Below are 24753 nucleotides of genomic sequence, written 5' to 3'. Positions count from 1 at the left end.
TCCTTCGACGACGTCCCCGACCACGACGCAGAGGAAACGGTTGATCCGGCTGCCGACCTGGCCGCCGCCGACTCGACCAGGGATGTCCATCGTCAGCGCCCGGATCCGGATCCGCCCCGCAGCGCTGGAGGTCTGCATGGGCGACGGGAGGGGCTGACTGCCCGGGGCCGTGCCCCTAGCATGGACGGCATGCGGATACCCACCTTGCCGCCGGAGACCGCGACGGCTTCAGCAGTCCCGGCTGTCTGCTGGGTCGTTGCGGCGGGGTTCTGGTTCCTCGCCGAGGCGGTCGCGGCCTCGACGTTCCCTGGCTATTCGTATGCGACGAATTACATCAGCGACCTCGCCGTTCCCGATGTCGAGGTTCTCGCCGGTCGTGAGATCGACTCTCCGCTGCACCTCCTCGTCACGGCGGCGTTCATCGTCCAGGGAATGCTGTTCACCGTCGGTGCGGTCGGAGTCTTCCGGGCTCACCGCTTCCCACTGCGTCGCAGCTTCCTCGTCCTCTCATTCGCGCATGCCGTCGGAATGGTGACGATCGCACTCGTCCACGGGGGTCGACAGAACGTCGAGCTCGGACTCGACACGTTCCACATGCTCGGCGCTTTCCTCGCGTTCATCGCCGGGAACCTCGTCGCCGTCGTGGCCGGGGCGTCCCTGGTCTGCACCGGGAATCGACGACTGCCCGGCTGGGGCGGCATCGTCCTCGGCACCCTCGGTCTGCTCGGCCTCATCATGCTCCAGGTCGACGTCCGGGTCCTGTCGATGACGCTGCTGCCCGATGGTGTCTGGGAGCGGATGACCTTCTATGCGATCCTCGTATGGCAGCTGATCGCCGGGATCGTGTTCCTGCGGCGGCCGTCCGTTCAGAACTGAACCCGACAGGCGCACCCTCGCACATCTAGGGCGCGACCACCGCCTGCAGGTATCTGACCCCTGCGGGCGAGGCGATCTTGAGGAGCAGAACGAAGAACTGGTCGACGAGGATCGCGAGGGCCGCGACCCAGAGAGCCGCCGCGATGACGCCTTCCATTCCGTAGGCGACCTGATTGAGGATGACGTCCCCCAGACCGCCGCTGCCGGCGATCGTCGCGATCGTCGCAGAGCTGACCGTGAGCACGGCGGCGGTTCGGATTCCGCTGATGATCATCGGAAGTCCCAGGGGAAGCTCGACCTTCGTGAGAACCTGCCGCGGTGACAGGCCCATTCCGCGGGCGGCCCGGGTGAGGTCGGCGTCCACCGAGTTCACCGCCTGGAACGCATAGCTGAGGATGGGCGGGAAAGCGAGGAGGAACAACGCGATCATCGCATTGAGCATCCCGATCCCCACGATGCCGATGAGGATGGCGATGAGTGCCAGGCTGGGCAGTGCGCGCCCGATGTTCGTGATGCTCACCGCCAGGAATTCTCCTCGGTGGATGTGCCCGAGCCATACTCCGAGCGGCACTCCCACGAGGATGGCCGCCAGCAGTGGGACGAGGCTGATCACGAGGTGCTCGCCGGTCTTCTCCAGCAGCAGTGTGAGGTTCGCAGTCATGAATGGGAATGCGCCGACGACGACATCCATCAGATTCTCGCTCTCGTCCAGGGGGTCAGTGCTCGGCCGATGAGTACCAGCAGCCCGTCGAGGACGAATGCGAGCAGCACGGCGAGGGCACCGGCCGCGATGAACTGCGTGTTGAATGGCGACGAAACCGCTTTGAGGATCGGCGATCCCAGGCCGCTGTCCACGACGAACGCGGCGATGGTGGCGACGCTGACGGTCAGCACGGTGGCGATTCGCACACCTGAGATGATCGACGGCAGCGCCAGGGGCAGTTCCACCTTGAGCATGAGCTGCCTGCTGTCGAGTCCCATGCCGACTGCTGACCTCTTCACATCGTCGGGCACCGCCGCCAGTCCGGCGAGCACTGCCTGGAAGATGATGACGAGGGTGAAGCAGACCAGTGCGATCTCGACTGTGAGCAGGGTCAGGCCGGTGAATGGGACCAGCAGCTGGAACAGCGCCAGGGGCGGCAGAGTGTAGAGGAACGTGGCGGCAACGCCGATCGGGCCTGCCAGCCACTTCCTCCGGTAGGCGACGAGCGCAGCGGTGAATGCGATGACGAATCCGACCACCACGGCGATGAGCACCATGTAGATGTGATCGACAAGGGGCGGCCAGAAGACCGTCGACCACTGAGAGGCGAACCAGTCAGTGCAGAAGACGCCGTTGTCGATGACGCATTCAGAGGCCTGCCCGTAGTCGGGGATGACGGGGTCTCCGGCAGGAGCGAATCCGCTCATACTCCGGCACCTTCCGACTGCCGTCCGAGCTCGTCCGATGGTGGGCAGACGAGCTCGTGGAGGGTGACATCGCCGAGGTGGTTGCCGGCATCCATGACGCGCGCTCCCTGGGCGTGGGCCGCAGAGACCACGGACAGTGCCTCACGCAGTGTCATGGTGGCGGCGACCTCCGGCCAGTCCGCAGCCGGAGAAGCCTCGGTTCGAGAATTCGCACCTGACTCCGAGCGGGTTGACGATCCGTTCCGTCGCGCCTGGCTGTCAATGAGCACCTCGGCGACGGTCGTGAGGGCCAGTCGTTTGAGACCGCGTTCGGCCCCGAGGAACTCGGCGACGAAGTCGTCGGCGGGTCGGGCGAGCACTGCTGCCGGTGTGTCGTACTGGGCGAGGAGACCGCCGGGTTTGAGGATCGCAATGCGATCGGCCATCTTGATCGCTTCGTCGATGTCATGGGTGACGAACAGCGTCGTCTTGCCCACGGCGCGATGGATCTCCAGGAATTCGTCCTGCACCGCCGCCCTCGTGATGGGGTCGAGGGCGCCGAATGGTTCGTCCATGAGCATGACTGGAGGATCGGCCGCAAGTGCGCGGGCGATGCCCACGCGCTGCTGCTGGCCTCCGGAGAGCTGCCCGGGATAGCGTCCCAGCCAGGTCTCGATCGGTGTGAGACCGACGAGTTCGAGCAGCTCCTTCGTGCGCTCCTCGATCCGCTTCCTGTCCCATTTGAGGATCGTGGGGACGATGGCGATGTTCTCGGCGACCGTGCAGTGCGGGAAGAGACCGGACTGCTGGATCGCGTAGCCGATCGTGCGTCGCAGTTCGATCGGCGAGAGGGCCTTGATGTCCGTGTCCCCGATCCGGATCTCTCCGCTCGTCAGGTCGACGAGCCGGTTGACCAGCTGCAATGCCGTGGTCTTTCCGCCACCGGAGGGTCCGACGAGACAGACGAGCTCGCCTGATGCCACTTCGAGGCTGAGAGAGTCGAGTGCGTGGGTTGATTGGCCCGGGTAGGTCTTCGTTACGTTGTCGAAGACGATGGAGGAGTTCTTGGTCGACCTGACCGTCGAGGGCGCCGACCGCTTCGTCGAGATCGTCGTTGTGGTGGTGTTCGGTGATTCGGTCATCGCATTCTCACATCAATCCGTTGTCGTTGAGGAAGACCTTGGCCACCTGTGCAGCGTCGATCCTGTTGATGGCAGAGGCTTCGTTGAGTGCCTGGATGGCTTCGAGCGTCAGCAGCGAATGAAGGGTGTTGAGGAACTCGGGGCCGTCCTCATCCATCGCTGAATATGCGTCGTCTCTGATCAGCGGCACGACGTTCTGGAACCCGAAGAGCTTCTTGTCATCGTCGAGAACCACGAGATCGGAGCGCAGCAGCTGCGGGTCGGTGGTGAAGACGTCCGCGGCCTGGATCTCTCCGCGTTCTATCGCCTGGTAGTTGAGCCCGATGCTCAGGGTCTTCAGCTCCATATTGTCCAGCCCGTACGCCTCGACGATCCCCTCGTACCCCTGGGCACCGGTGACGTTGTCGGGGTAGGTGGAGTAGAGGAAGTCGCCGATGCCCTGGAGGTCGGAGATTCGCGCCAGATCATGCTCGTCCGCGAATTCCTTGCGCACGGCGATCGCATTCTTGTTCTCGAACGGAGTCGCATTGAGCATCCGGATCGAGTTCTCCTCCGCCCAGCGTCCCGCGAGGTCATACGTGGCCTCGGCGGAGTCCATGAGGCTCTCCTCCCCCATGAAGCTGACGAGGATGACCCCGGTGTATTCGGGATAGATGTCGATCTGTCCCGAGGTGAGAGCGGCGCTGATGATGTCGCTGGAACCGACGTTCGTCTTCAGGTCGATCTGATAGCCGAGCGCCCTCAGTCCTTGGGCGTAGAGCTCACCCATGATCCAGCTCTCTGCGAATCCCTTCGAACCGATCGTGATCGTCCGGACGTCCTTCTTCCGCTCTCCGACCGTCGCGGCCGAGGGCGGCGTGCATCCGGCCATCGCGGTCGCGGCGGCCCCGGTGCCCAGGGCGGCGAGTGCGGACAGAGCGGTGCGTCTGGTGATAGTGCGCATGGACCCTCAGTTCAGTTCTCTGGGAATGCTCGCCGAGGTGGTCCGCGAGTGGAACCGCTTCCCGTCCTTGTAGGCGACGAGCTCGTTGGTGACGAGGAAGTTCACGGCATCCCCGGTCATAGTGCTGCGGGTGCGCAGCTCGACATCCCAGCCGTGGTCGGCTGCCGACTCGGCGTCTCCGGCGGTCCACTGGTCCTGGCCGGCACTGCTGAGCGGGGCGGCGAGCGCGGGCCTGCGGTACCGGATGACCCGTTCGCACACGGCTCGCGGTGAGAGTGGATCCGTTTCACTGCGCTCGTATGAGTCGCGTTCGAGGGTGGAGTAGAAGAGCCCGTCGCCGGAGTTCGTCTGCCAGTCCTCGACGACGGTCGTGACCGTGGCGGTTCTCGCGACGAGGTCGGCGACCAGTTCCCGGGTCATCGGTGCTCCGCCGGCGTCGATGGTCGAGCGCGGCGGAGTCGGCGGGACGCCCAGGGCCGCGGTGAGTTCACGGGTGCGTTCGGCGTCGTCGTCCACCGAGGCGACGGCCCGCACGGGCAGCGTCAGTTCCGGTGCCGCGACAACGGTGATCGTCGTGGCTTCGGGAGAGGGCCACAGGTTCGGCCAGAAGCTCGCCGACAGACTCAGCCGCAGACGGTGTCCGGCGGCGAATCGGTGGGTGAGCGCCAGCAGCGGGAACTCGACGTCGACGGGTTCGCCCGGAGTCAGTGCCGCGGGGTGCTCGTGACCTGAATGGTGAGTCAGGTTGAACAGGCCGATCGTCAGCAGACGTGAGCTGCCGTCCGGTGCGACGTCGCAGAGTCTGGCGGCCACGACGCCCCTGTCCGTGCTCGAGCTCAGCCTCATCGTGACCCGTGGAATCCCCACGATCTCGAGGCTCTCCTCGAGGCGCCACGTCTCGGTGCAGGAGCGGGCGTCATCGACCGCCTGGTCGCCTGCCATTCCTGCAGCCTCTCCGAATTGGAGCCAGCTGCCACCGTTGAATCCGATGAGCGCGGTGCTGTCCAGTTCAGTCGGGCCGGCCAGGATAGCGGCCTCGGGGTCGAAGGTCGTCTCGGTCAGATGCGGTGAGGGCCAGCGGTCCTCGGAGATCCACCGCCCCTGCCTGAGCTTTCGATCCGAGTGGACGGGAGCGCTGTCGGGAACGAAGGCGCGCAGCTGCGGCTGCTCCCTGATCCCGTTGTCGATCCCGGACATCCAGTGGTCCCACCAGGCCACCGCCTCGGCGATGAAGTCGATTCCCGGTCCGGGTGCGGCTTGGTGGGGGTAGTTGTGGGCCCAGGGCCCGAGCAGCGCGTGGACCGGCGGGCAGTCCGGGTCGGACTTCCGCTGCTCGTGGGCGTTGTCCATGAGGCGGAACAGTGCCGTGCGGTACTCGTCGAGGAGCCCGCCCACCGCGAGGACCGGGACCTGGATGGCGTCCGGCGCCTCACACACCGATGCGTGCTTCCAGTAGTCGTCGCGACGCTGGTGACCGAGCCAGTCCTCGATGTTGACCGGTGACTCGTCGATTCTGCGCCTCCAGTCCTCCTCCCACCCCTCGCCCATGGTGAGCGGGTCCTGGGGTCGGGCGTTGTAGGCCCACATCGTCGAAGCCCAGGAGAGCATCTGATCGCCGACGATGGCGCCGCCGTTGTAGTGCACGTCGTCGGCGTAGCGGTCGTCGGTCGAGCACACGGTGATGACAGCGGCGAGTTCAGGTGGTCGAAGAGCCGCGAGTTGGAGTCCGTTGAACCCTCCCCAGGACTTGCCGATGATCCCGACCTTCCCGTTGCACCAGTCCTGGGCAGCGATCCAGGTGAGCACCTGGAGGCCGTCGTCGAGTTCGGTGGCGGAGTATTCATCGGTCATGATCCCGGTGGAGTCCCCCGCGCCGCGGAGGTCGACGCGTACGCTCGCGTAGCCCGCGCGGGCGAATTCGGGGTGGATCGTCTGATCCCGGCCGGCGGTCATGTCGTTCTTGCGGTACGGAATGTACTCGAGGACGGCGGGGACACTGTCCGTTCCGAGGTCGGCGGGCAGCCAGACGCGGGCAGCGAGCTCGACACCGTCGGAGAGCGGGATTCTTGTGTGTTCGATGACCGTCACCGGCCGCGGATCGGTCCGGTAGCGGCGGGCCGAGGGAAGCTCGACCGGTTCCCGCTCCCCAGGATCGCGGTGCGCGAGTGGGGAGTCGGCGGAGAGGTGAGCGGTTGAAGTTGTCGCCATGACCACAGACAGTAACATAGATCACTGAATCGCGGTTCAGTAACGTCCGCGGGTGAGACGTCATCGGCTCACACGTCGAACTGTGTTCTCGACCTCTTCGCCGACTGCAGGACCACCGACGTCTCGACCGAGCCGACGTGCTCCATCATGGGATGAGTCGCGAGGAGATCGAGGAGGTCCCGGCGAGTGGTGACATCGACCTGGACGAGGACCGCAGCGGAACCGGTGAGCACCAGGGCGTTGCGGATCCGGGAATCACCCGCGACCGCCGCGCACACCGAAGTCAGGTGGACCGGCGCCACCGACAGCTTCAGCACTGCCGTCAGCGGCAGTCCGAGGTGCTTCGGGTCGAACACGGCCCGGAAGGCGATCCGCCCTGTCGAGACCAGCCGCGCGACCCGTCTGCGCACGGTCGATTCGGACACTCCGGCAGCACGGCCGAGGTCGACGAACGTCGCCCGACCGTTGCGGGCCAACTCCTCTCCGATCCGCCTGTCCATCGGATCGAGAGCGGGTGCATCGAACCCCATCTCATAGAAGGGGGTGCGGAACTCGTTCTGCTCGTCGAGCGCGGTTCTCTCCTCCGCGGACAGCAGCCCCGGGTCCCAGTCCTTGGCCAGTCGCAGATAGTCGAGGATGGGATAGGTCCGCACCGCCTGGGTTCCGGGCACTGCCTGCAGTTCGTCGATGACGACGTCGGCCAGTTCCCAGTCGGGCACGTTGACTTCGCCGAGGAGGTCCTGCGGCCCTGTCGTCATGTGCAGCCAGAGGACCTCCTGGCGAGCCGCCAGATACTTCGCCGCCATGCGCATGGCACCCCGTTCGGCCACCACCTCGACAAGAGAGCCGCGCGCACCCACGGACACCACCGAGACTCTCACGACGCCCCTGCTGAGAAGGTCCTGACCTTTGCGGGCCACCGTGCGCTCGTTCATCCCGAGGACTTGGGCGATCTGCGGCCAGGAAGCTCGCGGATGCACCTGCAGAGCCGCGAGAATCCGTGCTGTGTCACTGTCCCGACCCGCGACCGCATCTCGACTGCCGGCGGCGACAGAGGGATCCCGGATACGCCGGTCTTCGGACAAAGGGTCGAACGAACTGGAGGACATAGGCCTCGATTCTGTCAGATTCCGTCAATCTTCGACAGGCCGATGTCAGGATCCGGGCAGAGTCCTACGATGAAATCGACGCAACACATCGTTGTCGTCAGACATGCCATCCCATCCCACTGTTGCACGTTCGCATCGGACCACACCGTCAAAGAGGACACATGGCCAACGCAAATACTCAGCCTCAGATCAACCCCAAGCCGGCGGACGCTCCCCCACGCTCCTGGGCAGCCCGGCTCCGCTTCGTCGGCCCCGGCATCGTCCTGGCGATGGCGAGCGTGGGCGCAGGCGACATGGTCACGACGCTCAATTCCGCCTCGCAGTTCGGCCTCGGGCTGGTCTGGGTGTTCGTCGTCGGTCTCATCCTCAAGTTCGCCCTGTCCGAAGCGATCGCACGGCTTCAGCTCACCTCCGACCGGACGTTCCTCTCCCACCTCACGGACCTCGGCGGTCGGTTCTTCCCGGCACTCTTCCTCGTCATCGTGCTCCTCGTCGGCTTCTTCTACGGCTCCGGCCTCACAGCGATCACCACTCTCACCCTCCAGGCGATCTTCCCTGGTCTGCCCTACTGGCCCGCGTTCGCCGCCGTCGTCGTCTCCGCCGTCGTCCTCGTCGGCATCGGCCGATACAGCGTCGTGGAGAAGGCGATGTACGGTTTCGGCGTGATCATGTTCATCGGCATGATCTGGATCGCCTTCGGCTCGGCGGGCAGTGAGGGAGCGTCCGCGGCCGCGACGAGCACGCTCCTGCCGACGCTGCCCGAAGGCTCATTCGTCACCGTCCTCTCCCTCATCGGCGGCGTCGGAGGAGCGATCGGGATCCTCGCCTATTCGTACTGGGTCCGGGAGTCGGGCTGGAGCGGTCAGGAGTGGAAGTCCGTCGTGCGCCTCGATTCCGGGACCAGTTATGTCATCATCGGCATCTTCGCCATCGCGATGTCCGTGGTCGGCACGCATCTGCTCTACACCACGCAGACGTCGATCACCGAGGGCGAGGCCATCATCCCCATCGCGAATCTGCTCGAGCCCCTGGCGGGCGACATCGGCCGGATCATGTTCCTCGTCAGTCTCGTCGCGATCGTCTACACCTCGATCATCGGCGGGTTCTCGGCGATCGGCTATCTCACCGCCGACAGCATCCGCGTTCTGCGCGGCATCGCCGACGAGCACGCCGATCGCGAGATGGCTCCGGCTTCGATCCCGTTCCGCGTCGCCCTCGTCTACGCACTCGTCTGCACGTTCGCCGTCTCGACCCTGGGCAAACCGGTGACACTCGTCATCGTCTACGCCACCGTCAGCGCCTTCGTGCTGCCGATCCTGTCCTTCGCACTCCTGCGCCTGCTCAACCGGAGTTCACTGCCGCAGCGCCTGCGCAACGGCTGGCTGTCGAACATCGCGCTCGTCGCCTGCCTCCTCCTCTTCGGCTTCCTCGCCGTCGTCCAAGTCCTCGAGTCGCTCGGCCTCTACTCCGGCTGACCCCTGAGGACATTTCCGCCCCGCTTCACGAAAGGACTCCTCAGTGGCACCGACCGATCTCACTGACCTCACCGCCGTCGAACTCGTCGAGCTCATGCGTTCAGGCAGTGCATCCGTCCGCGAGGTCCTCGATGCCCACCTCGCTCGCATCGACGAAGTGAACCCAGAGGTCAACGCGATCGTCGCCCTCGACGGTGAGCGGGCGCGCGCCGCGGCCGATGACCTTGACAAGCATTTCACCCGGAATCGGCAGAACCTGCCGCCGCTCTACGGGCTGCCGATCGCGCACAAGGACACGCTGCCGGTTCGAGGCTGGCTGTCGACATCCGGGTCCACGGTCTTCGCCGACACCGTCCCGGAGGTCGACCACAGTGTCGTGGAGAGGGAGAAGGCCGCCGGCGTCGTCACTGTGGGCAAGACGAATGTCCCGGAGCTCGGGCTGGGGTCTCACACCTTCAACCCCGTCTACGGCAGAACGAACAACCCCTGGGACCTCGCACGCAGTGCCGGCGGCAGCAGCGGAGGAGCCGCCGCCGCGCTCGCGGCCCGGATGCTGCCGATCGCCGACGGCTCCGACACCGGAGGGTCGTTGCGGACCCCGGCGTCCTTCTGCAATGTGGTCGGGCTGCGACCGAGCCTGGGCACCGTCCCGAGCTGGCCGGAGAAGCAGCCGTGGACGCGGCTGTCGGTCAAGGGACCGTTGGCCAGGACGGTGCGTGATCTCTACCTTCTGCTCTCGGTCCAGGCCGGAGACGATCCCCGATCACCCGTCGGTTATGGTGCGCACTTCCCCGGCCTCGACCATGGTCTCGACCCGAATGGGATCAGGGTGGCCTGGAGTCGCGACCTCGGTCTGGGCATCCCGGTCGAAGACGCGGTCATCGAGGCGCTGACATCGATGGTCGGCTCCATCGCCGATCTGGGGGTCATCGTCGACGACACCCATCCCGACCTCACCGGTGCCGCTCATGCGTTCGGGGTCCTTCGAGCCTGGCAGTTCGAGGCCGCCCTCGGGTCTCTGGTCGAGACCCACGGTGACCAACTGGGTGAATCGATTCACTGGAATGTCGAAGTCGGGCGCCGGCTGTCCGGGCCTGAAGTGTCACGGGCCGAACTCGCATCCGCCGTCATCAGCGACCGGATCCGGGAGTTCTTCACCCAGCACGATTTCCTCGTCTGTCCGGTCGCTCAGGTCGTGCCCTTCGACGGCGACCTCGACTACCCCCATTCGGTCGCCGGGGTGGAGATGCATGACTACCTGGAATGGATGACCCTGCCGTCGGCGGTGACCATGACCGGGTGCCCGGCCCTGTCCCTGCCCGCCGGTTTCACCTCCGAGGGGCTGCCGGTCGGGCTTCAGGTCATCGGTCCGCCCCGCAGCGAACAGCGGCTCCTCGAATTCGCGCTCACCCTGGAGGAGGCTTTCGGGGCGGCGGATCGTCGACCGGCATTGAACTCGGGGACGTCGGTGAGCTCTCCTCGGTGAGGTGTTCCGCGGGCCCCCGAACGGGCGCATACTGAGAAGACCAGCTCAGAGCGACGAAGGAGACCACTGTGGCGCATTCACTCGCAACGTACATTTCTCTTCCCGGCACCACCGGCGAGGCGATGGAACACTGGCATGAGGTGTTCGGGGGTGAGCTGAACATCCTCCGCTATGGTGACATGTCGATGCCAGAGATGCCTTTCGAGCCCGATCCGCAGGCGGTGGCCCATGCGACCCTGGAGATGCCGTCGGGCATCATCGCCGGCGGAGATGCCATGGAAGACGGCAACGAATATGCCGTGCGGGGCACCGCGTATTCGCTGCTCTACACCACCGACACCCCCGACGAGGCACGCGGTTACATCGAGAAGCTCATCGCAGCCGGGGGCAGCGAGGGAATGCCGTTCGAGATCGCTCCGTGGGGCGGCTGGTACGGCCAGGTCTTCGACAAGTTCGGAGTGATGTGGTCCTTCTCCTGCGAGGGTGAATGATCCAGCCCGACCACTGCCACCCCGCTCTCATGTGTGAGCGGCTCTCTTTGGTGAGCGGGGACTGACCGACGACGCCGGTGCTCGGCAGGACGACGTGTCGGTCCTGCCGAGCACCGGCGTGTCGCGTCGGGCTGGTACTGCCTCATTCGTTGAGGTGAAAGTCTTCTAACGGAAATATCCGTCTGATTCCCGCTGAATCCAAGAACAGGAAATAGTCAACTGTTCATCACTTTCCTCAGTCCGACAGCTCGTTCGACAACGATGACTATGACCACCGAGATCGCAATAAGTATCACGGACAGTGCTGCCACCCCGGGGTCTGACCTGTACTGCAGGTACCTGAACATCTCGACGGGCAGGGTCGTTCGACCCGCTCCTGCGACGAATAGGGAGATGACCGCTTCGTCGAAGGAAATGATGAAAGCCATGACTGCTCCGGCGATCAGGCCTGGGGAGATGATCGGCAAAGTGACTCGGCGGAAGGTCTCCCAGCTGTTCGCCCCATGGACTTTGGCCGCTTCCTCGCAGGAGACGTCGCTTGTGGTCAAGCTCATGAGAGTCGTTCGGATAACATAGGGCACCGTGATTCCGAAGTGAGCGATGATAATGCCCGCGTATGTTCCCGTCAGGGCGATCGGTTGGAAAACCAACAGTAGGCCGAGTCCAAGGACCACCGTGGGAACGAGCAGCGGTGACAGGAAGAGTCCGGAAACGAAGCTCCTGCCCCTGAAGTCATAACGAGCAATGGCTAGAGCGACCGGTACTCCAAAGCACAGGACGACGAGGGCGACGATGCTCGCCGTGATGAAGCTGACTTTCGCTCCCTCGATGAACCCTTCGTTCATGAGCATGCTTTCGTACCACTGCAACGACGGAGAACCCAGATCGATTGACAGTTTCGCCGATCCGTTGAATGAAATGAGGACGACGGCGATGATTGGGGCCAGGAGGAACAGGTAGACGACGGTAACGAGGACCTGGTTGAAGAATTTCCACATGGCAGTTCCCTATCCTTCGAACTTGGCGATGAGGCGCTGATACACGGCAATCATGAGGCCGAAGACCACGAGAAGAATCACGGACAGCGCCGATGCCAATGGCCAGTTAAGAGTCTGGGTGGCTTCGTTGTAGACCTCGGTCGCGAGGATGAATACTCGCCCGCCACCCAACAGTCTCGGTGTGACGAACGAACTGATCGCCAGAACGAAGACCAGGAGGAATCCCGTGAATACTCCGGGAAGTGACAACGGCAAGGTGATCCGCACAAAGGTCTTGAGCTTCGACGCTCCAAGGGAACCAGCAGCTTCCTCGAGCGAGGGGCTGATCCGTCCGAATCCGGAGATCATCGCGAGGATCGCGTACGGCATGAGAATCTCGACGAGCGCAATCGTCGTCCCGAGCAGATTGTTGCTCAGCTGGATCGGCGCATCGAGGACGCCGATCCTCATGAGGGAGTCATTGACAACTCCCTGGTCACCGAGGATCGCGATCCAACCGTAGGTGCGAGCGACTGCCGAGGTGAGAAGCGGGGCGATGGCGAGCGCGATTAGCACGCCCTTCCATTTCGAGGTAGTCCTCACCAGAAAGAGGGCCAGCGGATAGGACAGGATTGTGGCTGCAGCGCCACATCCGAGTCCGAGCACGAGAGTGTTTCCAATGACCTCCCAGTAGAACGGATCGGTCAGGGCAGCCCGATAGGCACCGAGGCTGACAGATTCGACCAGCTGGCCGCCTGTTCCATGAGTATTCAGGGACATCCTGAACATCACGAATACGGGAAGGACGAAACCGACGAATATGCCCAGGAGTCCAGGGAACAACAGTCCGAACAGTTCCCAACGCCTTCTACTGCGGAATCCGGTCGTTCGCTTCCGGCTTCCCATCTGTGTCAAAGTCATGGCGCTCTCCTCACTGGTCCGAGACGAGATAGGCTTCTGCCGGATCGAAGGTGAGCTGCACCCGGTCCCCCATCCGCAGATCTCTCAGGGTGTCAGTGAGTTGGTCCACGCGGAGAACCGCGGATTCGTTGAGCCGAACCTCGTAGCTCTGAACATTGCCCGTGTAACTCGTTGCAATGACCTCGCCGATCGATGCAGGACGAGAACTCTTCGCACTGTCATCGACCTTGGTGGTCATGAGCCGATGCGGCCTGATCACGAGGCTCGCGCGAGTGGGATCAAGTCCGTCGACACCGCCCACATCGAGCATCCCGAATTCCTTAGTCTTTACTCGGTAGGTGTCATTTCCGAGTTTCTCGACGTTCTCGACATCGAGAAAATTGGCTTTTCCGACGAAATTTGCGACGAACCTTGTGGCCGGTCGGTCGTAAACTTCGCTCGGTGGGGCGTACTGCTCGATCCGCCCGTTGTTGAGGATTGCGATTCGATCGGCCATGTCAAGCGCCTCGTCCTGATCGTGGGTCACGAACAATGTGGTGGTACCGAGCCGCTGTTGGATCGATCGAATCTCGTGTCGCATCGCCTCACGGAGCTTCGCATCGAGATTCGATAGAGGTTCGTCGAGAAGCAGAAGGGTTGGTTCGATGACGAGTGCGCGTGCAAGAGCGACTCGCTGTTGCTGACCACCAGAGAGTTCAGCCGGACGGCGGTCCCTGAGATGTCCCAGCTGAACCATGTCGAGCGCCTCGTCAGCCTTCTTCGTCGCCTCTGCTCGAGACAGTCTGCGCATCTGCAGACCGAAGCTTACATTCTCTGCGATATTCATATGCGGAAAGAGGGCGTATGACTGGAACACCATGCCCATTCCGCGCTTGTGAACGGGTGTCGAGACGACGTCCTTTCCATTGACGACGATCTCACCAGCGCTTGGGTCGAGCAGTCCCGCAACCATGCGCAAGGTGGTTGTCTTTCCGCAACCCGATGGACCGAGCAGGGCCACTAGCTCCCCTTCAGCTACTTCGAGGCAGACGTCGTCGACAGCCGGCGCCGTGGTCTTCGGATAGGTCTTCTGCAGATTCCTGATACTCAGGTGCGCTGTGTTGATGCTCATCCCTCAGCCCCCGATGACGCCGCGGCGCCATTGCTCGGTCCAAGAGTCGCGCTCGTCCGACATCCAGTTCCAGTCAATATCGACGATGTTCGGATCCTCCGGCGACGCGACCCGCTTCTTCGTGTCCTCCGAGAGTTCGGCATTTGAGACAGTCGGAGTATAGAACATCGTGTCAGCAAAGGACTCCTGCGCCTCCTTCGACAGGGCGAAGTCAATGAAGGTCTTCGCAGCGTCTGCGTTCTTCGCTCCCTCCACTGCGTTGATTGTGTTGATCTGGAAAGCTACACCGTCTTCGGGCTGGACTACCCCAAGTGTCCCGCCCGATTCATCACTGAATACCTGTGCTCTAGCGTTCCACCCGATGGCGTACTGGGCCTGACCCGAAATCACAGTCTGGTAGACGTCCGGCTGCGGATCCCAGGTCGTGACCTTTGGCGCCAGTTCCCCGAGCTTCGCTATGGCCGGATCGATAGACTGTTTGTAGTCGTCGCCGAGGTTGTTCGCAGTGAGCACGGTGAGAGCGATGCCCTGGATGTCGGGCGGCGCCGGAATCGCAACCGACTTGTCGGGGGCATTCCAGAGATCGCCGACTTCATTCGGTGCCTGCGGAACCTTCTCGGTGTTGTGCAGGACAACGAGGTTGTCGAACGTTACGGCCGGCCCGTATCCATCCGCGCTCTTGCCCATGTCGACAACATTGGCGAGATTCGGCACCTCGTCCTCTGTGATCTTCGAGAAGATACCTTCCTTGTTCCCCGTATTGGCAACGGAGGTATCGATTATCGCCACGTCGACTGTGGGATTGGCCTTCTCGCTTCGCAGCTTGCCCAGCATTTCAGCGCTGTTCTGAGCCGGCACGAAATTGACATCGATCTCGGAATGCTCTTCCTCGAACTTGCTGATGACTGCCTCGGTGTACTTGTCTTCGAAGAGCGCAGCGTAGCCAAGGATATTGACTTCCGTGTTTGCACCGGCGTCCGAACCCGATCCACCACACGCGGAAACTGCGCTGATGGCCGCGACCAGAACTGCGGCAGAGAGGAGGGATTTCTTTGACATGATGGAACTCCTTCGTCCCGCAAGCATCTTCACTTGCGCAATGGGTTCCATCTCGGTCATTGACCCCGGCTGAGTCGATAGTGCCACGATCACCCTGCCCGATCAAGGGTTCGATGAAGAAATTCTCACTTTCCAGCACGAAACAAAAAACTTCAGAACGAACTATTGCCTCCACGTACATCCTGTGTATACATTGGGTACACACACCGTCTCGTGCATTGATCCCGGCTGATACAAATCACGATTCGATGGTGCTCACATCCCCGCCCGCCCCCATTCTGACGCTACAGTCGTTCGGGCTTTTCGCGGGTGGTCACAGCGAAAGGACACTGATGTTCATCGACAACCCTATGCCTGTACAAATTGACGATGGTCGACGAAAATCCCTGCTCGAAGTTCAGACTTCCACCCTCGGGCACCTGCGTGATCACGGTTTCGTGCTGGGCCTGACCCCAAACTATCGACCGATCGCGTTTGCCGGAACGGCAGTGACCGTGCGTCTCCCACATCTCGATTCAACTGCCCTTCATGTCGCTGCGGACAAGCTTCGACCAGGTGACGTCCTCGTCGTCGAACAATCCGGCGACCCACGCTCGTGCTTTGGGGGCATGGTCGCATTCACCGCGAAAACAAGAGGGGCAGAGGGCGTGATTTTAGCCGGGGCGATGAATGACTTCGATGAAGTCCTCGAGCTCGGCCTGCCCGTGTACTCGAATGGAGTTTCCGCTCGAACAACGAGGATCCTCGGGGTCGAAGGAAGCATCAACGTCCCCGTCACAGTGGGTGGATGCATTGTCGAACCCGGCGACGCTGTGGTTGCTGATTCTGATGGGATTGCGGTGCTCAAGGAGGATGAGATCGATGAGGTGGTCGAAATACTCAAACAAAAGGAGGGGGCTGAACCGGACTTGAAATCGAGGATCAGCGCTGGGCACTCCCTTGCGGAATGGTCAGGCGCCGCCGAACAATTCATGAAAGGAAAACCAGTCGCATGAGTACGCTGCGAGTCGCCGCTGCCCAGTTCGAGGCCGGCACCGATGTTGAAGCCAATCGCTTGGCTGTCACCGAACTCATCGCTACCGCCGCCCCCACCGGAGATCTGGTGGTGCTCCCCGAAAACGCGATGTACTCAGACCCCGGAAAGACTCAACCCGACCTTTGCTACTCCGAGACGGTCGACGGACAGTTCGTAGCTGCACTTATGAAATCTGCTGCAAACAGCGGGGTCCATGTTGTGTGTGGAATGACCGAAACTAATGCAGACGATCCTCGTCGTCCGTTCAACACTCTGGTGTACGTCAATTCACAAGGTCAACTCGTTGATGTCTATCGGAAGATACATCTCTACGACGCCTTCGGTTACAAGGAGTCGGACAAGGTCACTGCGGCACGGATCGACAGGCCGCTCATGTTCGAAATCGCTGGAATAAAGGTCGGCGCGGCGACATGTTACGACCTTAGGTTCCCGGAGATATTCCGATGGATCGCCGACGAAGGTGCCGATCTCATCGCCTTGCCCGCAGCGTGGGCCTCAGGGCCAGCTAAGGAGTTTCATTGGGAGACCTTACTGCGCGCTCGTGCGATTGAGAACACGATCTATATGGTGGGCAGTGGACAGACCGGTCCATCGTGCGCAGGGCACAGTATGATCGTCGATCCGATGGGTGTCACGATCGCCTCGGCAGGAGAAGCCGCCGGCGCAATCGCTTCGGGTATCGTTTCATCAGACAGAATCGAATCCGTCCGCGCGACGAACCCGAGTCTTAAAGGACGACGGTTCGGAGTAACTCCACTTGACCGACAATGAGTAGATGAGTCAATTTCATGACACCGCGAAAGCCCGGTTCGGTGGCTGGTCGACTTCGGCTAAGCTGCCACCGGGCGTTCGTGATCCGTCGGTAAAAGCAGCCGACTACGCGTACCAATATCTCAAAGAGCTCATCGTCACGCTTCAAATCGCGCCGCAGACGATCATCACTGAAACTGAAGTGGCAGCGGCCACAGGTGTGTCGCGGACTCCCGTCCGCGAGGCATTCTTCCGGCTGCAGGCCGAGAAACTCCTCGACCTGCTCCCCCGCCGAGGTGCCTCCGTACCGGCGATCAGTTTGAGGAATATTCAGGAACAGGCCCAGACTCGACTGGTGCTGGAAGGCTACGGGATCGAACAGATCTGCGAGAACAAAATTCCCGTCGCTGACGAATTGACGCGTTTGGTGAACGAACAGACGGGAGTACTCGAATCTGATCCGGACAAGATCGTCGAAATGGTCCTTATCGACAAAGAGTTCCACTGGACCCTGGTCAAGGCGATGGGTAACACTGAGTTCGCTCAACTCTATAACTCACTTCATGACCGGCAGGTGAGGATCGGCATCGCGATGTTCGGTGCGGTCTCGAGGCGGCCATGTGATGCCGTGAACGAACACGCCAGGATCGCCGAGGCTCTGGCGGACTTCGACCGGGAAGAAGCGCTACGCCGGCTCGAGTACCACCTTATTGGGAGCCTCAAGCAGATCTCGGGTATTTTCACTAACTGACTTTTGAACTCCTGATCAGACAGGTTTCGGCAGTTCCCGATTCGCCAAGCTCACCTGACCCATCGCATGGTGACTGATTCTCCGACCAGGTTGGGGCCGGTGTGAGCATCCGGGTTGAATCCCGGCTCAAAGACGGCCCCGGTGGCCCCGACCTCTATACGAGCTCTGGGCCACCGTGATTCGGGATCCTCTCAGTCGATTGCGATCTCGATCGGGTCCGAGAAGATGCCGCCTTCGAAGACGAGCCGGTCCGGGGAGACGTCCTTCGGCACATCGAAGACGAGGACACCTTTGGCCGTATTGCCCGGGTTGATCTCTTCCAAGAAGAGAATGGAGTCCTCATCGGCGTACATCGCCGCTTCCGAGTCCGAGGAGTAGGCGTTGCCGTCCTTGTCCGCGAGTTTGATGTTGTCCTCGAAGAAGTACTCAGGACTCGATTCCATGTTCTTCACAGAGATGTCAACCGTGACGAATTGGCCCTGAGCCTTCTCACTGAGGAACTCGTTTCCGACCTCGGACACCCCGTCCTTGACCTCGTTGACGGTGATCTCCCATCCATCGGCAGCTACAGCGTCGCCGATCGCATATGTGGCGGCCTTCTCCTCAACCGCCGGTTCCTCAGCGGCCTGCTCCTCGGCCGTCGGCTCTTCGGCAGCGGGCTTCTCTTCGGTTGTCGAGGTCGACGTGGTTTCCGTGGTGTCGTCGCCTCCCCCGCCGAGGCTGGCGAGGCCGATGAAGAGGAACACGACGACCAACGCCCAGAACCACCACCGTTTGAGCAGCGGCTTCTTCTGCTTCGGCGGTTTCCCGCCCGGGTATCCACCCGGGAACTGGCCGTTCGCAGGCGGATACTGACCGCCGAGCATCTGTCCCTGAGGCTGCTGCGGCTGCCATTGGGGCTGTTGATACGGGTGTCCCTGCTGCGGACCGGGTTGCTGTGAGTTGTGCGGTGTGGACATGGTCTTCCTCCGAAGTGGGGTGCCGGTGGCACGGGTGCTGTGATCTGGTGGCCGAATCTATTGCCGGCGGCGAGTCATTGACTGACCTCTTCAGCATTCCGCGATCGTGGTCGCCCGGCATCGACCGAACGGTCGGACTTCGGCAACCGACCGGCTGGGTGGCACTGGCCGATCGGGTGACTACGCGTGTCAGAACCCCCGACTACGATTCGACGTGTGCCAAGTCATCCCTTTCATCCTCCGCGCGATGCGACGCAGCGATCGGCGCCGATCCCGCCGCGTCCGACCGTCGCCCCCATGTCGCCAGGGCCCCGGTCGGCCGACGTGACCATGTCGTCGACCCTCCGGTCGACCGGGCGCCCTCGTCGCATGCGGCGTGTGTTGCAGGTCATTGTGGACCTCATCGTCGGCTCGGTCATCTACGCTATCGGCGCGCTCACCTCGTGGATGGCGTTGACCGCCAACCCCTTGGCGTTCGACGACGCGGGCGAACTGACTGTGCTGGGAGTCGTCTTCGCCCTGCTCGTCGGCGTTCTCTGGCTCTCGGTATTCGTCCGCCGCCGTTGGCCGCTGGTGCCGTTCGTCATCGGCGCGGTTCTCTCCGCTGCCTGGTGCGACAGCCTCCTCCTGCTCATCGGCATGTTCCATCTCATCGTCCGGGCACCGCGCCGGCAAGCCGTCACGTGTGCAGTGATCGGCTCCGCGCTCGTCGTCGCCGGCGTGCTGCGAATCTGCCTGCAGAGTGCTGCGCTCAACCCTTTCGGGCTTCTCTACCTCTCCGACCCGAATCAGATTCCGGCTGTCGAAGCCTCGATTCCATCGGAGGACTCACTGTTCGGCATGGTCGTGGTCACCGTGCTGGCCGGGGTCATCGGACTGGTCGTGAGCATCGGGGCCGGTTTCCTGATCCGGCGAACCCGACGGATGAAGGCCATCGAAACCGTGGCCGAGCGGGAGACGAAGAAGAACGAATCTCTGACGGCGGAACTGGCACGCCGGGCCGAACGTGAACTCCTCGCCCGCGAACTCCATGACACCCTGTCTCATCGGCTCTCCGTCATCTCCCTGCACAGCGGGGCGCTCGAGCTCGGCGGGAGATCGGCAGATGAGGTTGCGGCGACCGCCTCGGCGATGCGTCAGGAAGCGCACGCGAGCCTCGAGGACCTCCGGCACATCGTCGGCGGCGTGCGGGAAGGAACCCTCGAGACCGAACGCAGCAGACCCAATCCCCCGGTCCACCCGTCGATGAAGTCGATCCCCCAGCTCATCGCGTCTGTCCAGGCGACCGGCACCGCGGTGCATCCGACGGTGATCATGCAGGATGTGGAGAGCGCCCCGTCCGTCCTCGACCAGGCCGTCTACCGCATCGTCCAGGAAGCCCTGACCAACGCGATGAAGCACGCGCATGGTGCACCCGTCGAACTCGACGTCGCGGTGTCCGCCGACCAAGGCGCTCGCGTCCTCGTGACCAATCCCATCGACGCCCACCCGCGCGTCGACGAGGACAGCGAACTCGGGAGCACGGGCATGGGCGCGGGACTGGAAGGCATGAGGGAAAGGGCGCGCATGCTCGACGGCAGCGCGGAGATCGGTCCGCAGGGACACGAGTTCATCGTCGATGTCCGTTTCCCGCCCTTTCCCCGTCGGACGGACCTGATCGGTCAGACAGACAGATGATCGGAGCGATGGACAACCGATAGGCCTGCAGTCGAGCGGCGGAAGGGAGAAGTGGGAAGGAGTTCCGAAGCCATGTCATAGCCCTCCTGTAGTCTGCTCCCATGCCTCACTCCAACGCCTCGATCCGCGTGCTCCTCGTCGATGACGACTCCATGGTCCTCACCGGGATCCAGGCCATTCTGGCCGGATTCGAAGACATCGAGATCGTGGGCTGTGCTCACGACGGTGAAGGGGCGCTGGAGCAGACCGCGCTCCACTTTCCCGATGTCGTGCTCATGGACGTCCGCATGCCGGGCATCGGCGGGATCGAGGCCACCGCGCGGATCGTCAACGGTGTGCGCGCGCCGAAGGTCATCTCGCTGACGAGCTTCGACTCCGACGACTGCCTGTTCCAGGCCCTGGAGGCGGGAGCGTCGGGATTCCTGCTCAAGGACGTCGGACCGACGGACCTCGCCGAGGCGATCAGAATCGTTCACCGCGGAGAGAACATCCTCGCTCCCCGCGCGACGCAGAGGATCATCAGATCATTCGTCGCCAAACAGGACCGTCGTGCCCACCGTGAGGCGGTCGACCTCGCGGCGACCCTCACCGCCAGGGAACGGGAGATCGCCGTCCTCGTGGCCCAGGGCCTCTCGAACCGGGAGATCGCCGAGGCGACCTATTCCAGCGAGGCCACGGTCAAGACTCATCTCGCACGGGTCGGAGCGAAGCTCGATGCCAACAACCGCGTGCGGATCGCAGTGATCGTCGAAAGGTCGGGCCTGCAGATCGTCAGCGGTTGAGCCCGTAGCCGAAGACCCGCTGTCATGATCGAACGCTCGGTCGCGGCGACGACGGACAGGATGCGCCTCACCCGGCGACCCGGTAGCCCTCCGGTGCCAACCGCTCCCCCAGTTCACGCAGCAGACGACCGACCTCGTCGAGGCGCTCGGCCGTCATCCTCTCCGATGGCCCGGTGACGCTGATGGCGACGTCGCTCGACGTCGACGACACCAGCGCGATGCCCACGCAGGCGATGCCGGCCTCGTTCTCCTGGTTCTCGATCGCCCAGCCTCGCCGCCTGGCATGATCCACGGCAGCCTTGAATCGCGATCCCAGATCGGGCTGCCGCCCATCGGGGTCCGCCTCGGCGACGAGACTGTCGATGAGCGAGTCGCTGTCCGGTCCGGCGGCGGTGAGTGCTCGCCCCAGCGCCGTGGTGGCGATGTGGACCCGGCGGCCCACCCGCGACCACACGCGCACGGAGCGCTCCGGCTCGATCTTGTCGAGGTAGACGACTCGCCGGCCGTCGAGCGTGCCCAGATGCACGAGCTCCTCCGTCCGCCGGGAGAGTTCGAGGAGCAGAGGCCGGAACAGCACGGGGAGGTTCGCCTCGGCGCTGAAGGACCGGACGAGCCGGTGCGGGGCCTCACCGAGGACGTAGGTCCGATCCTCGTCGTTCTGAACCACGTACCCTCGCCGCACCAACCCGCTGATCAGGCGATGAACCGACCCCTTGTTGATGCCGGTCCGCGCGGCCACGGTGCCGAGCGCCATCCCCTCGGGACCCGCGGACGCCACCGCCTCGAGAACATCGAGAGCACGGTCGAGGCTCGTCACCGGCGGTGGGGAAGAGGGATCTGCAGTCATGCGGCCATTGTTCCGTGTCGTCGCCATCGTTCCGCTTCCCTTCGCTGCCCGGCGGGCCCGAGGGCCTTGCGCCTTCGCCTCCACGCGAGTACAGTCCATTTTGCACGTTGAAACGTGCGTTTCGTATATCGAAATTATAGCAGATCGATCGGACCTTTCCGGGGAGAAGCCAACGACGTCATGACAGCAGCGCTCAATCGCTCCAATGCACCATTCGACGCCCTCGTCGGCGCTTCGGCCCCGGATCGCACCGGAATCGTCCACCTCGGGCTGGGCAACTTCCATCGCGCCCACGCCGCGGTCTACACCGCCCAGGCGATGGCGGCCGCCGGAGGCGACTGGGGCATCCGCGGCTTCGCGAACTCCTCGGACCGGGTCGTCGCCCCACTGCGCGCCCAGGACAACCTCTACTCGATCCTCCAGCTCACCGAATCCGGCGCTCAGGCGGGACTCATCGATGTCCACCGCAACCTGGGGATCGCCTCGGCGGATCCCGATGCCGTGGTCTCGGCCATCGCGGATCCCGCTCACCGCATCGTCACCCTCACCGTCTCCGAGGCCGGCTACACCCGAGACGCCGTCACCGGTCGACTCGCCGTCGACTCGCCCGCCCTCACCGCCGAACTCAAGTCCGCCGAGACTCCGAGGTCGACCATCGGGATGATCGCCCGCGGGCTCACCCGCCGCGTTGAATCCGGCGAACCCATGACGGTCCTCAGCTGCGACAACCTCCAGTCCGCCGGTGAGGTCACCCGCGCCGCTGTCACCGATTACCTCGATGCCGCTGGAGCCTCCCAGGATGTCGTCGACTTCGTGCAGAAGTCGGTGTCCTTCCCCAACGCGATGGTGGACCGGATCGTGCCAAAGACCACCGCCTCGCACACCGCCGCCGTCGCCGGGCTCCTCGGCGTCGAGGACCAGGCCCCCGTCCCCGCCGAGGACTTCACGATGTGGGTGCTCGAGGACGACTTCGCCGCCGGACGCCCCGCCTGGGACCAGGCCGGGGCCCTCTTCACCGACGAGGTCGAGGCGTACGAGATGGTCAAACTGCGCCTCCTCAACGGCTCCCATTCCCTCATCGCCTACCTCGGCGTGCTCTCCGGCGCCGCGACGATCGACGCCTCCTGGAGCCTCGACAGCGTCCGCTCGGCAGTGCTCGGCGGCATCGAACACGACTACCTTCCCACCTTCACGCTGCCGACCGGTTTCGACGCCACGGACTACGTCGCCCAGCTCGACGCCCGCTGGCGCAATCCGCTCATCGGCCATGCCACCACCCAGGTCGGCTCCGATGGTTCGCTCAAACTCCTCCAGCGCATTCCGGACGCAGCCCTCTTCCACCTCCGACAGGGACGGATGCCCCACCACCTGGCGCTGTGCACGGCTGCCTGGATCGCCTGCGTGGCGCCGCCCCTCGGCTTCACCCCCGGCCCGCTCGCCGCCGACATCCGCGACCCTGCCAGGGAGGCCCTGGCGGAAGCGGTCAGCGGCGCGGTCACGACCGATGACCATGTCCGCCGGATCCTCGGTGGTGGCTTCTTCCCCGCCGAACTCGCCGCCGAGGACTCGTTCACACAGCGGGTGGCGGAGCTGCTCGCCGTCCTCACCCGCGACGGCGTGCCGGCAGCAACCGCAGACGCCGCCCACTGACCCGCAGACGATCGCAGGAGCTGACCATGAAGACCCTACTCATCCACGGCGCCGAGGACATGCGCCTCGAGGACCGCGCCGTTCCCGAACCCGGCGACGGTGAGGTCCTGCTGCGCGTGCGCTTCGTCGGCATCTGCGGCTCCGACCTCCACTACTACTTCCACGGCAGGAACGGCGAGAACCTCATCCGTGAGCCCTTCACGCCCGGTCATGAACTCTCCGCCACGGTCGTGACCGACCCGTCCGGCGAGTGGACGGTCGGCACCCCGGTGACCGTCCACCCCGCCCGCTTTGGTGAACCCGTCGAGGAGATCCCTTCGCACCCGCATCTGTGGCCGGGCGGGGACTACCTCGGCAGCGCCGCGACCGTGCCTCACCGGCAGGGCGGTGCCGCCGAGTACCTCATCGTCGACAAACACATGCTGCGCGCCCTGCCCGCAGGACTGTCACTGCGCGACGCGGCTCTGGCCGAGCCCCTCGGCGTCGCCCTCCATGCGCTCACCGTCGCCGGAGAGCAGCTGGGCGGACGGGCGCTCGTCCTCGGCGCCGGGCCGGTCGGGCTCCTCGTCGTCGCGGCCCTGGTCGCCCGCGGGGTGGAGCACGTCGCCGTCGGTGACATCCAGACGCCGGCGCTTGACCGCGCCCGCGGCCTCGGCGCCCATGAGACCTTTCTCATCGGCACCGATGAGATTCCCACCTCCTCGTTCCCGCTCGTCTTCGAATGCTCGGCCGCGCCGGCCTCGCTGTCCCAGGCGGTGACCTCGGCGACGAGGGCCGGCGTGGTCGTCCAGGTGGGGATGCTCGCCGACGCCCCGATCAGCGTCAATCTCGCCGCCCTCGTGTCGAAGGAGGTCCAGCTGCGCGGCAGCTTCCGCTTCTCCACCGAGATCGACGACGCGATCGAGCTGCTCGCTGCCGAGCCTGCGATCGGCCAGGTCGTCACCCACGTCGTCCCCGCCGCCGAGGCGGAATCCGCATTCGGAATCGCCAAGGACTCGGCCGCCTCCGGAAAGGTCCTCATCGAATTCGAGGAACCCACCGGCTGACCGGCCGAACCAGTTCTCAGCACTGCCAAGCTCACCGGCGCCGACGAAGGCGCCGACCGATCACTGAA

Annotated in this window: 23 protein-coding genes; 11 read left to right on the top strand and 12 right to left on the bottom strand. The window is 63.8% G+C overall.

What is annotated here, in order from left to right; translation table 11 throughout:
- The first annotated feature begins 189 nt into the window (after window positions 1–189).
- A complete protein-coding gene (locus DFO65_RS04535; RefSeq protein WP_113903246.1) occupies window positions 190–876 on the top strand; it encodes a DUF998 domain-containing protein in 687 nt (228 codons plus the stop codon).
- 25 nt (window positions 877–901) lie between these two features.
- On the opposite strand, the gene DFO65_RS04530 is transcribed toward DFO65_RS04535, so the two are convergent.
- The 6 genes from DFO65_RS04530 to DFO65_RS04505 all read right to left on the bottom strand — a co-directional run bounded on the left by DFO65_RS04530 (window position 902) and on the right by DFO65_RS04505 (window position 7667).
- Entirely contained in the window at window positions 902–1537 is a 636-nt protein-coding gene (locus DFO65_RS04530; RefSeq protein WP_220151235.1) for an ABC transporter permease, read from the bottom strand.
- Window positions 1538–1566: 29 nt separating this feature from the next.
- Window positions 1567–2286 (bottom strand): ABC transporter permease, encoded by a 720-nt coding sequence (locus tag DFO65_RS04525; RefSeq protein ID WP_113903244.1) that lies wholly within the window; start codon window positions 2284–2286, stop codon window positions 1567–1569.
- Window positions 2283–3407, bottom strand: coding sequence for an ABC transporter ATP-binding protein (locus tag DFO65_RS04520; RefSeq protein WP_113903243.1), 1125 nt, complete (start codon window positions 3405–3407; stop codon window positions 2283–2285). The genes DFO65_RS04525 and DFO65_RS04520 overlap by 4 nt, the downstream gene beginning before the upstream one ends.
- Before the next feature lie 7 nt (window positions 3408–3414).
- Window positions 3415–4350: an ABC transporter substrate-binding protein gene (locus tag DFO65_RS04515; protein ID WP_220151234.1), complete on the bottom strand. Its 936-nt coding sequence runs from the start codon at window positions 4348–4350 to the stop codon at window positions 3415–3417.
- Window positions 4351–4356: 6 nt separating this feature from the next.
- Window positions 4357–6558: a CocE/NonD family hydrolase gene (locus tag DFO65_RS04510; protein WP_113903242.1), complete on the bottom strand. Its 2202-nt coding sequence runs from the start codon at window positions 6556–6558 to the stop codon at window positions 4357–4359.
- 68 nt (window positions 6559–6626) lie between these two features.
- Window positions 6627–7667 carry an Lrp/AsnC family transcriptional regulator gene (locus tag DFO65_RS04505; protein ID WP_113903241.1) on the bottom strand — a complete coding sequence of 347 codons (1041 nt, stop codon included), beginning with the start codon at window positions 7665–7667 and terminating at the stop codon, window positions 6627–6629.
- A 161-nt stretch (window positions 7668–7828) separates the two neighbouring features.
- Here DFO65_RS04505 and DFO65_RS04500 point away from each other — a divergent pair, with 161 nt between their 5' ends.
- From DFO65_RS04500 to DFO65_RS04490, 3 genes are all read left to right on the top strand, one after another.
- The gene (locus DFO65_RS04500; protein ID WP_113903240.1) at window positions 7829–9142 is read left to right on the top strand and encodes an Nramp family divalent metal transporter; all 1314 of its coding nucleotides are present in this window, start codon (window positions 7829–7831) and stop codon (window positions 9140–9142) included.
- A 43-nt stretch (window positions 9143–9185) separates the two neighbouring features.
- Entirely contained in the window at window positions 9186–10628 is a 1443-nt protein-coding gene (locus DFO65_RS04495) for an amidase (protein ID WP_220151233.1), read from the top strand.
- A 68-nt stretch (window positions 10629–10696) separates the two neighbouring features.
- Window positions 10697–11119 (top strand): VOC family protein, encoded by a 423-nt coding sequence (locus DFO65_RS04490; protein WP_113903239.1) that lies wholly within the window; start codon window positions 10697–10699, stop codon window positions 11117–11119.
- Window positions 11120–11334: 215 nt separating this feature from the next.
- Here DFO65_RS04490 and DFO65_RS04485 read toward each other — a convergent pair whose 3' ends face one another.
- From DFO65_RS04485 to DFO65_RS04470, 4 genes are read right to left on the bottom strand one after another with little or no spacing between them, the layout of a single operon-like run.
- Complete coding sequence (locus DFO65_RS04485) at window positions 11335–12117, bottom strand: ABC transporter permease (RefSeq protein ID WP_113903238.1); 783 nt, start codon at window positions 12115–12117, stop codon at window positions 11335–11337.
- A gap of 9 nt (window positions 12118–12126) precedes the next feature.
- Entirely contained in the window at window positions 12127–13017 is an 891-nt protein-coding gene (locus DFO65_RS04480) for an ABC transporter permease (RefSeq protein WP_220151232.1), read from the bottom strand.
- Between the two features lie 10 nt (window positions 13018–13027).
- Window positions 13028–14128 carry an ABC transporter ATP-binding protein gene (locus tag DFO65_RS04475; protein WP_220151231.1) on the bottom strand — a complete coding sequence of 367 codons (1101 nt, stop codon included), beginning with the start codon at window positions 14126–14128 and terminating at the stop codon, window positions 13028–13030.
- A gap of 3 nt (window positions 14129–14131) precedes the next feature.
- Complete coding sequence (locus tag DFO65_RS04470; RefSeq protein ID WP_181778621.1) at window positions 14132–15187, bottom strand: extracellular solute-binding protein; 1056 nt, start codon at window positions 15185–15187, stop codon at window positions 14132–14134.
- 332 nt (window positions 15188–15519) lie between these two features.
- On the opposite strand from DFO65_RS04470, the gene DFO65_RS04465 reads away from it, so the two are divergent.
- Genes DFO65_RS04465 through DFO65_RS04455 form a run of 3 tightly spaced genes read left to right on the top strand, consistent with a single transcriptional unit; the run spans window position 15520 to window position 17724 of the window.
- Complete coding sequence (locus DFO65_RS04465) at window positions 15520–16182, top strand: RraA family protein (protein ID WP_113903580.1); 663 nt, start codon at window positions 15520–15522, stop codon at window positions 16180–16182.
- Complete coding sequence (locus DFO65_RS04460; protein WP_113903236.1) at window positions 16179–16994, top strand: carbon-nitrogen hydrolase family protein; 816 nt, start codon at window positions 16179–16181, stop codon at window positions 16992–16994. The genes DFO65_RS04465 and DFO65_RS04460 overlap by 4 nt, the downstream gene beginning before the upstream one ends.
- Window positions 16995–16998: 4 nt before the next feature.
- Window positions 16999–17724, top strand: a complete 726-nt coding sequence (locus DFO65_RS04455; RefSeq protein ID WP_113903235.1) for a GntR family transcriptional regulator — start codon at window positions 16999–17001, stop codon at window positions 17722–17724.
- A gap of 191 nt (window positions 17725–17915) precedes the next feature.
- Here the strand turns inward: DFO65_RS04455 and DFO65_RS04450 are convergent, their stop codons facing one another.
- On the bottom strand, window positions 17916–18470 hold the full coding sequence (locus tag DFO65_RS04450) for a DUF4352 domain-containing protein (RefSeq protein ID WP_245940503.1): 555 nt from the start codon (window positions 18468–18470) through the stop codon (window positions 17916–17918).
- A 582-nt stretch (window positions 18471–19052) separates the two neighbouring features.
- Between DFO65_RS04450 and DFO65_RS04445 the strand changes: the two genes are divergently transcribed.
- Window positions 19053–20360, top strand: coding sequence for a sensor histidine kinase (locus tag DFO65_RS04445; protein ID WP_428844215.1), 1308 nt, complete (start codon window positions 19053–19055; stop codon window positions 20358–20360).
- 101 nt (window positions 20361–20461) lie between these two features.
- Entirely contained in the window at window positions 20462–21142 is a 681-nt protein-coding gene (locus DFO65_RS04440; RefSeq protein ID WP_113903233.1) for a response regulator, read from the top strand.
- 67 nt (window positions 21143–21209) lie between these two features.
- Here the strand turns inward: DFO65_RS04440 and DFO65_RS04435 are convergent, their stop codons facing one another.
- The gene (locus DFO65_RS04435; protein WP_113903232.1) at window positions 21210–21989 is read right to left on the bottom strand and encodes an IclR family transcriptional regulator; all 780 of its coding nucleotides are present in this window, start codon (window positions 21987–21989) and stop codon (window positions 21210–21212) included.
- A gap of 180 nt (window positions 21990–22169) precedes the next feature.
- Between DFO65_RS04435 and DFO65_RS04430 the strand changes: the two genes are divergently transcribed.
- Window positions 22170–23639 carry a mannitol dehydrogenase family protein gene (locus DFO65_RS04430; protein ID WP_113903231.1) on the top strand — a complete coding sequence of 490 codons (1470 nt, stop codon included), beginning with the start codon at window positions 22170–22172 and terminating at the stop codon, window positions 23637–23639.
- 26 nt (window positions 23640–23665) lie between these two features.
- Window positions 23666–24685 (top strand): L-idonate 5-dehydrogenase, encoded by a 1020-nt coding sequence (locus tag DFO65_RS04425; protein ID WP_113903230.1) that lies wholly within the window; start codon window positions 23666–23668, stop codon window positions 24683–24685.
- Window positions 24686–24753 lie beyond the last annotated feature (68 nt).

The sequence above is a fragment of the Brevibacterium sanguinis genome, assembly GCF_003315415.1.
Classification (GTDB): domain Bacteria; phylum Actinomycetota; class Actinomycetes; order Actinomycetales; family Brevibacteriaceae; genus Brevibacterium; species Brevibacterium celere_A.
The sequence above is the reverse complement of the archived record's forward strand: the minus strand, read 5'-3'. Positions and strand labels throughout refer to the sequence as shown.

What these genes read in the sequence shown, in the direction of transcription:
- DFO65_RS04440 (WP_113903233.1), top strand. Translation starts at nt 20,462, where the DNA reads ATGCCTCACTCCAACGCCTCGATCCGCGTGCTCCTCGTCGATGACGAC.
- DFO65_RS04520 (WP_113903243.1), bottom strand. Translation starts at nt 3,407, where the DNA reads ATGACCGAATCACCGAACACCACCACAACGACGATCTCGACGAAGCGG.
- DFO65_RS04535 (WP_113903246.1), top strand. Translation starts at nt 190, where the DNA reads ATGCGGATACCCACCTTGCCGCCGGAGACCGCGACGGCTTCAGCAGTC.
- DFO65_RS04505 (WP_113903241.1), bottom strand. Translation starts at nt 7,667, where the DNA reads ATGTCCTCCAGTTCGTTCGACCCTTTGTCCGAAGACCGGCGTATCCGG.
- DFO65_RS04445 (WP_428844215.1), top strand. Translation starts at nt 19,053, where the DNA reads ATGCGGCGTGTGTTGCAGGTCATTGTGGACCTCATCGTCGGCTCGGTC.
- DFO65_RS04480 (WP_220151232.1), bottom strand. Translation starts at nt 13,017, where the DNA reads ATGACTTTGACACAGATGGGAAGCCGGAAGCGAACGACCGGATTCCGC.
- DFO65_RS04475 (WP_220151231.1), bottom strand. Translation starts at nt 14,128, where the DNA reads ATGAGCATCAACACAGCGCACCTGAGTATCAGGAATCTGCAGAAGACC.
- DFO65_RS04460 (WP_113903236.1), top strand. Translation starts at nt 16,179, where the DNA reads ATGAGTACGCTGCGAGTCGCCGCTGCCCAGTTCGAGGCCGGCACCGAT.
- DFO65_RS04525 (WP_113903244.1), bottom strand. Translation starts at nt 2,286, where the DNA reads ATGAGCGGATTCGCTCCTGCCGGAGACCCCGTCATCCCCGACTACGGG.
- DFO65_RS04530 (WP_220151235.1), bottom strand. Translation starts at nt 1,537, where the DNA reads ATGACTGCGAACCTCACACTGCTGCTGGAGAAGACCGGCGAGCACCTC.
- DFO65_RS04470 (WP_181778621.1), bottom strand. Translation starts at nt 15,187, where the DNA reads ATGTCAAAGAAATCCCTCCTCTCTGCCGCAGTTCTGGTCGCGGCCATC.
- DFO65_RS04510 (WP_113903242.1), bottom strand. Translation starts at nt 6,558, where the DNA reads ATGGCGACAACTTCAACCGCTCACCTCTCCGCCGACTCCCCACTCGCG.
- DFO65_RS04485 (WP_113903238.1), bottom strand. Translation starts at nt 12,117, where the DNA reads ATGTGGAAATTCTTCAACCAGGTCCTCGTTACCGTCGTCTACCTGTTC.
- DFO65_RS04430 (WP_113903231.1), top strand. Translation starts at nt 22,170, where the DNA reads ATGACAGCAGCGCTCAATCGCTCCAATGCACCATTCGACGCCCTCGTC.
- DFO65_RS04500 (WP_113903240.1), top strand. Translation starts at nt 7,829, where the DNA reads ATGGCCAACGCAAATACTCAGCCTCAGATCAACCCCAAGCCGGCGGAC.
- DFO65_RS04465 (WP_113903580.1), top strand. Translation starts at nt 15,520, where the DNA reads ATGTTCATCGACAACCCTATGCCTGTACAAATTGACGATGGTCGACGA.
- DFO65_RS04515 (WP_220151234.1), bottom strand. Translation starts at nt 4,350, where the DNA reads ATGCGCACTATCACCAGACGCACCGCTCTGTCCGCACTCGCCGCCCTG.
- DFO65_RS04425 (WP_113903230.1), top strand. Translation starts at nt 23,666, where the DNA reads ATGAAGACCCTACTCATCCACGGCGCCGAGGACATGCGCCTCGAGGAC.
- DFO65_RS04455 (WP_113903235.1), top strand. Translation starts at nt 16,999, where the DNA reads ATGAGTCAATTTCATGACACCGCGAAAGCCCGGTTCGGTGGCTGGTCG.
- DFO65_RS04435 (WP_113903232.1), bottom strand. Translation starts at nt 21,989, where the DNA reads ATGACTGCAGATCCCTCTTCCCCACCGCCGGTGACGAGCCTCGACCGT.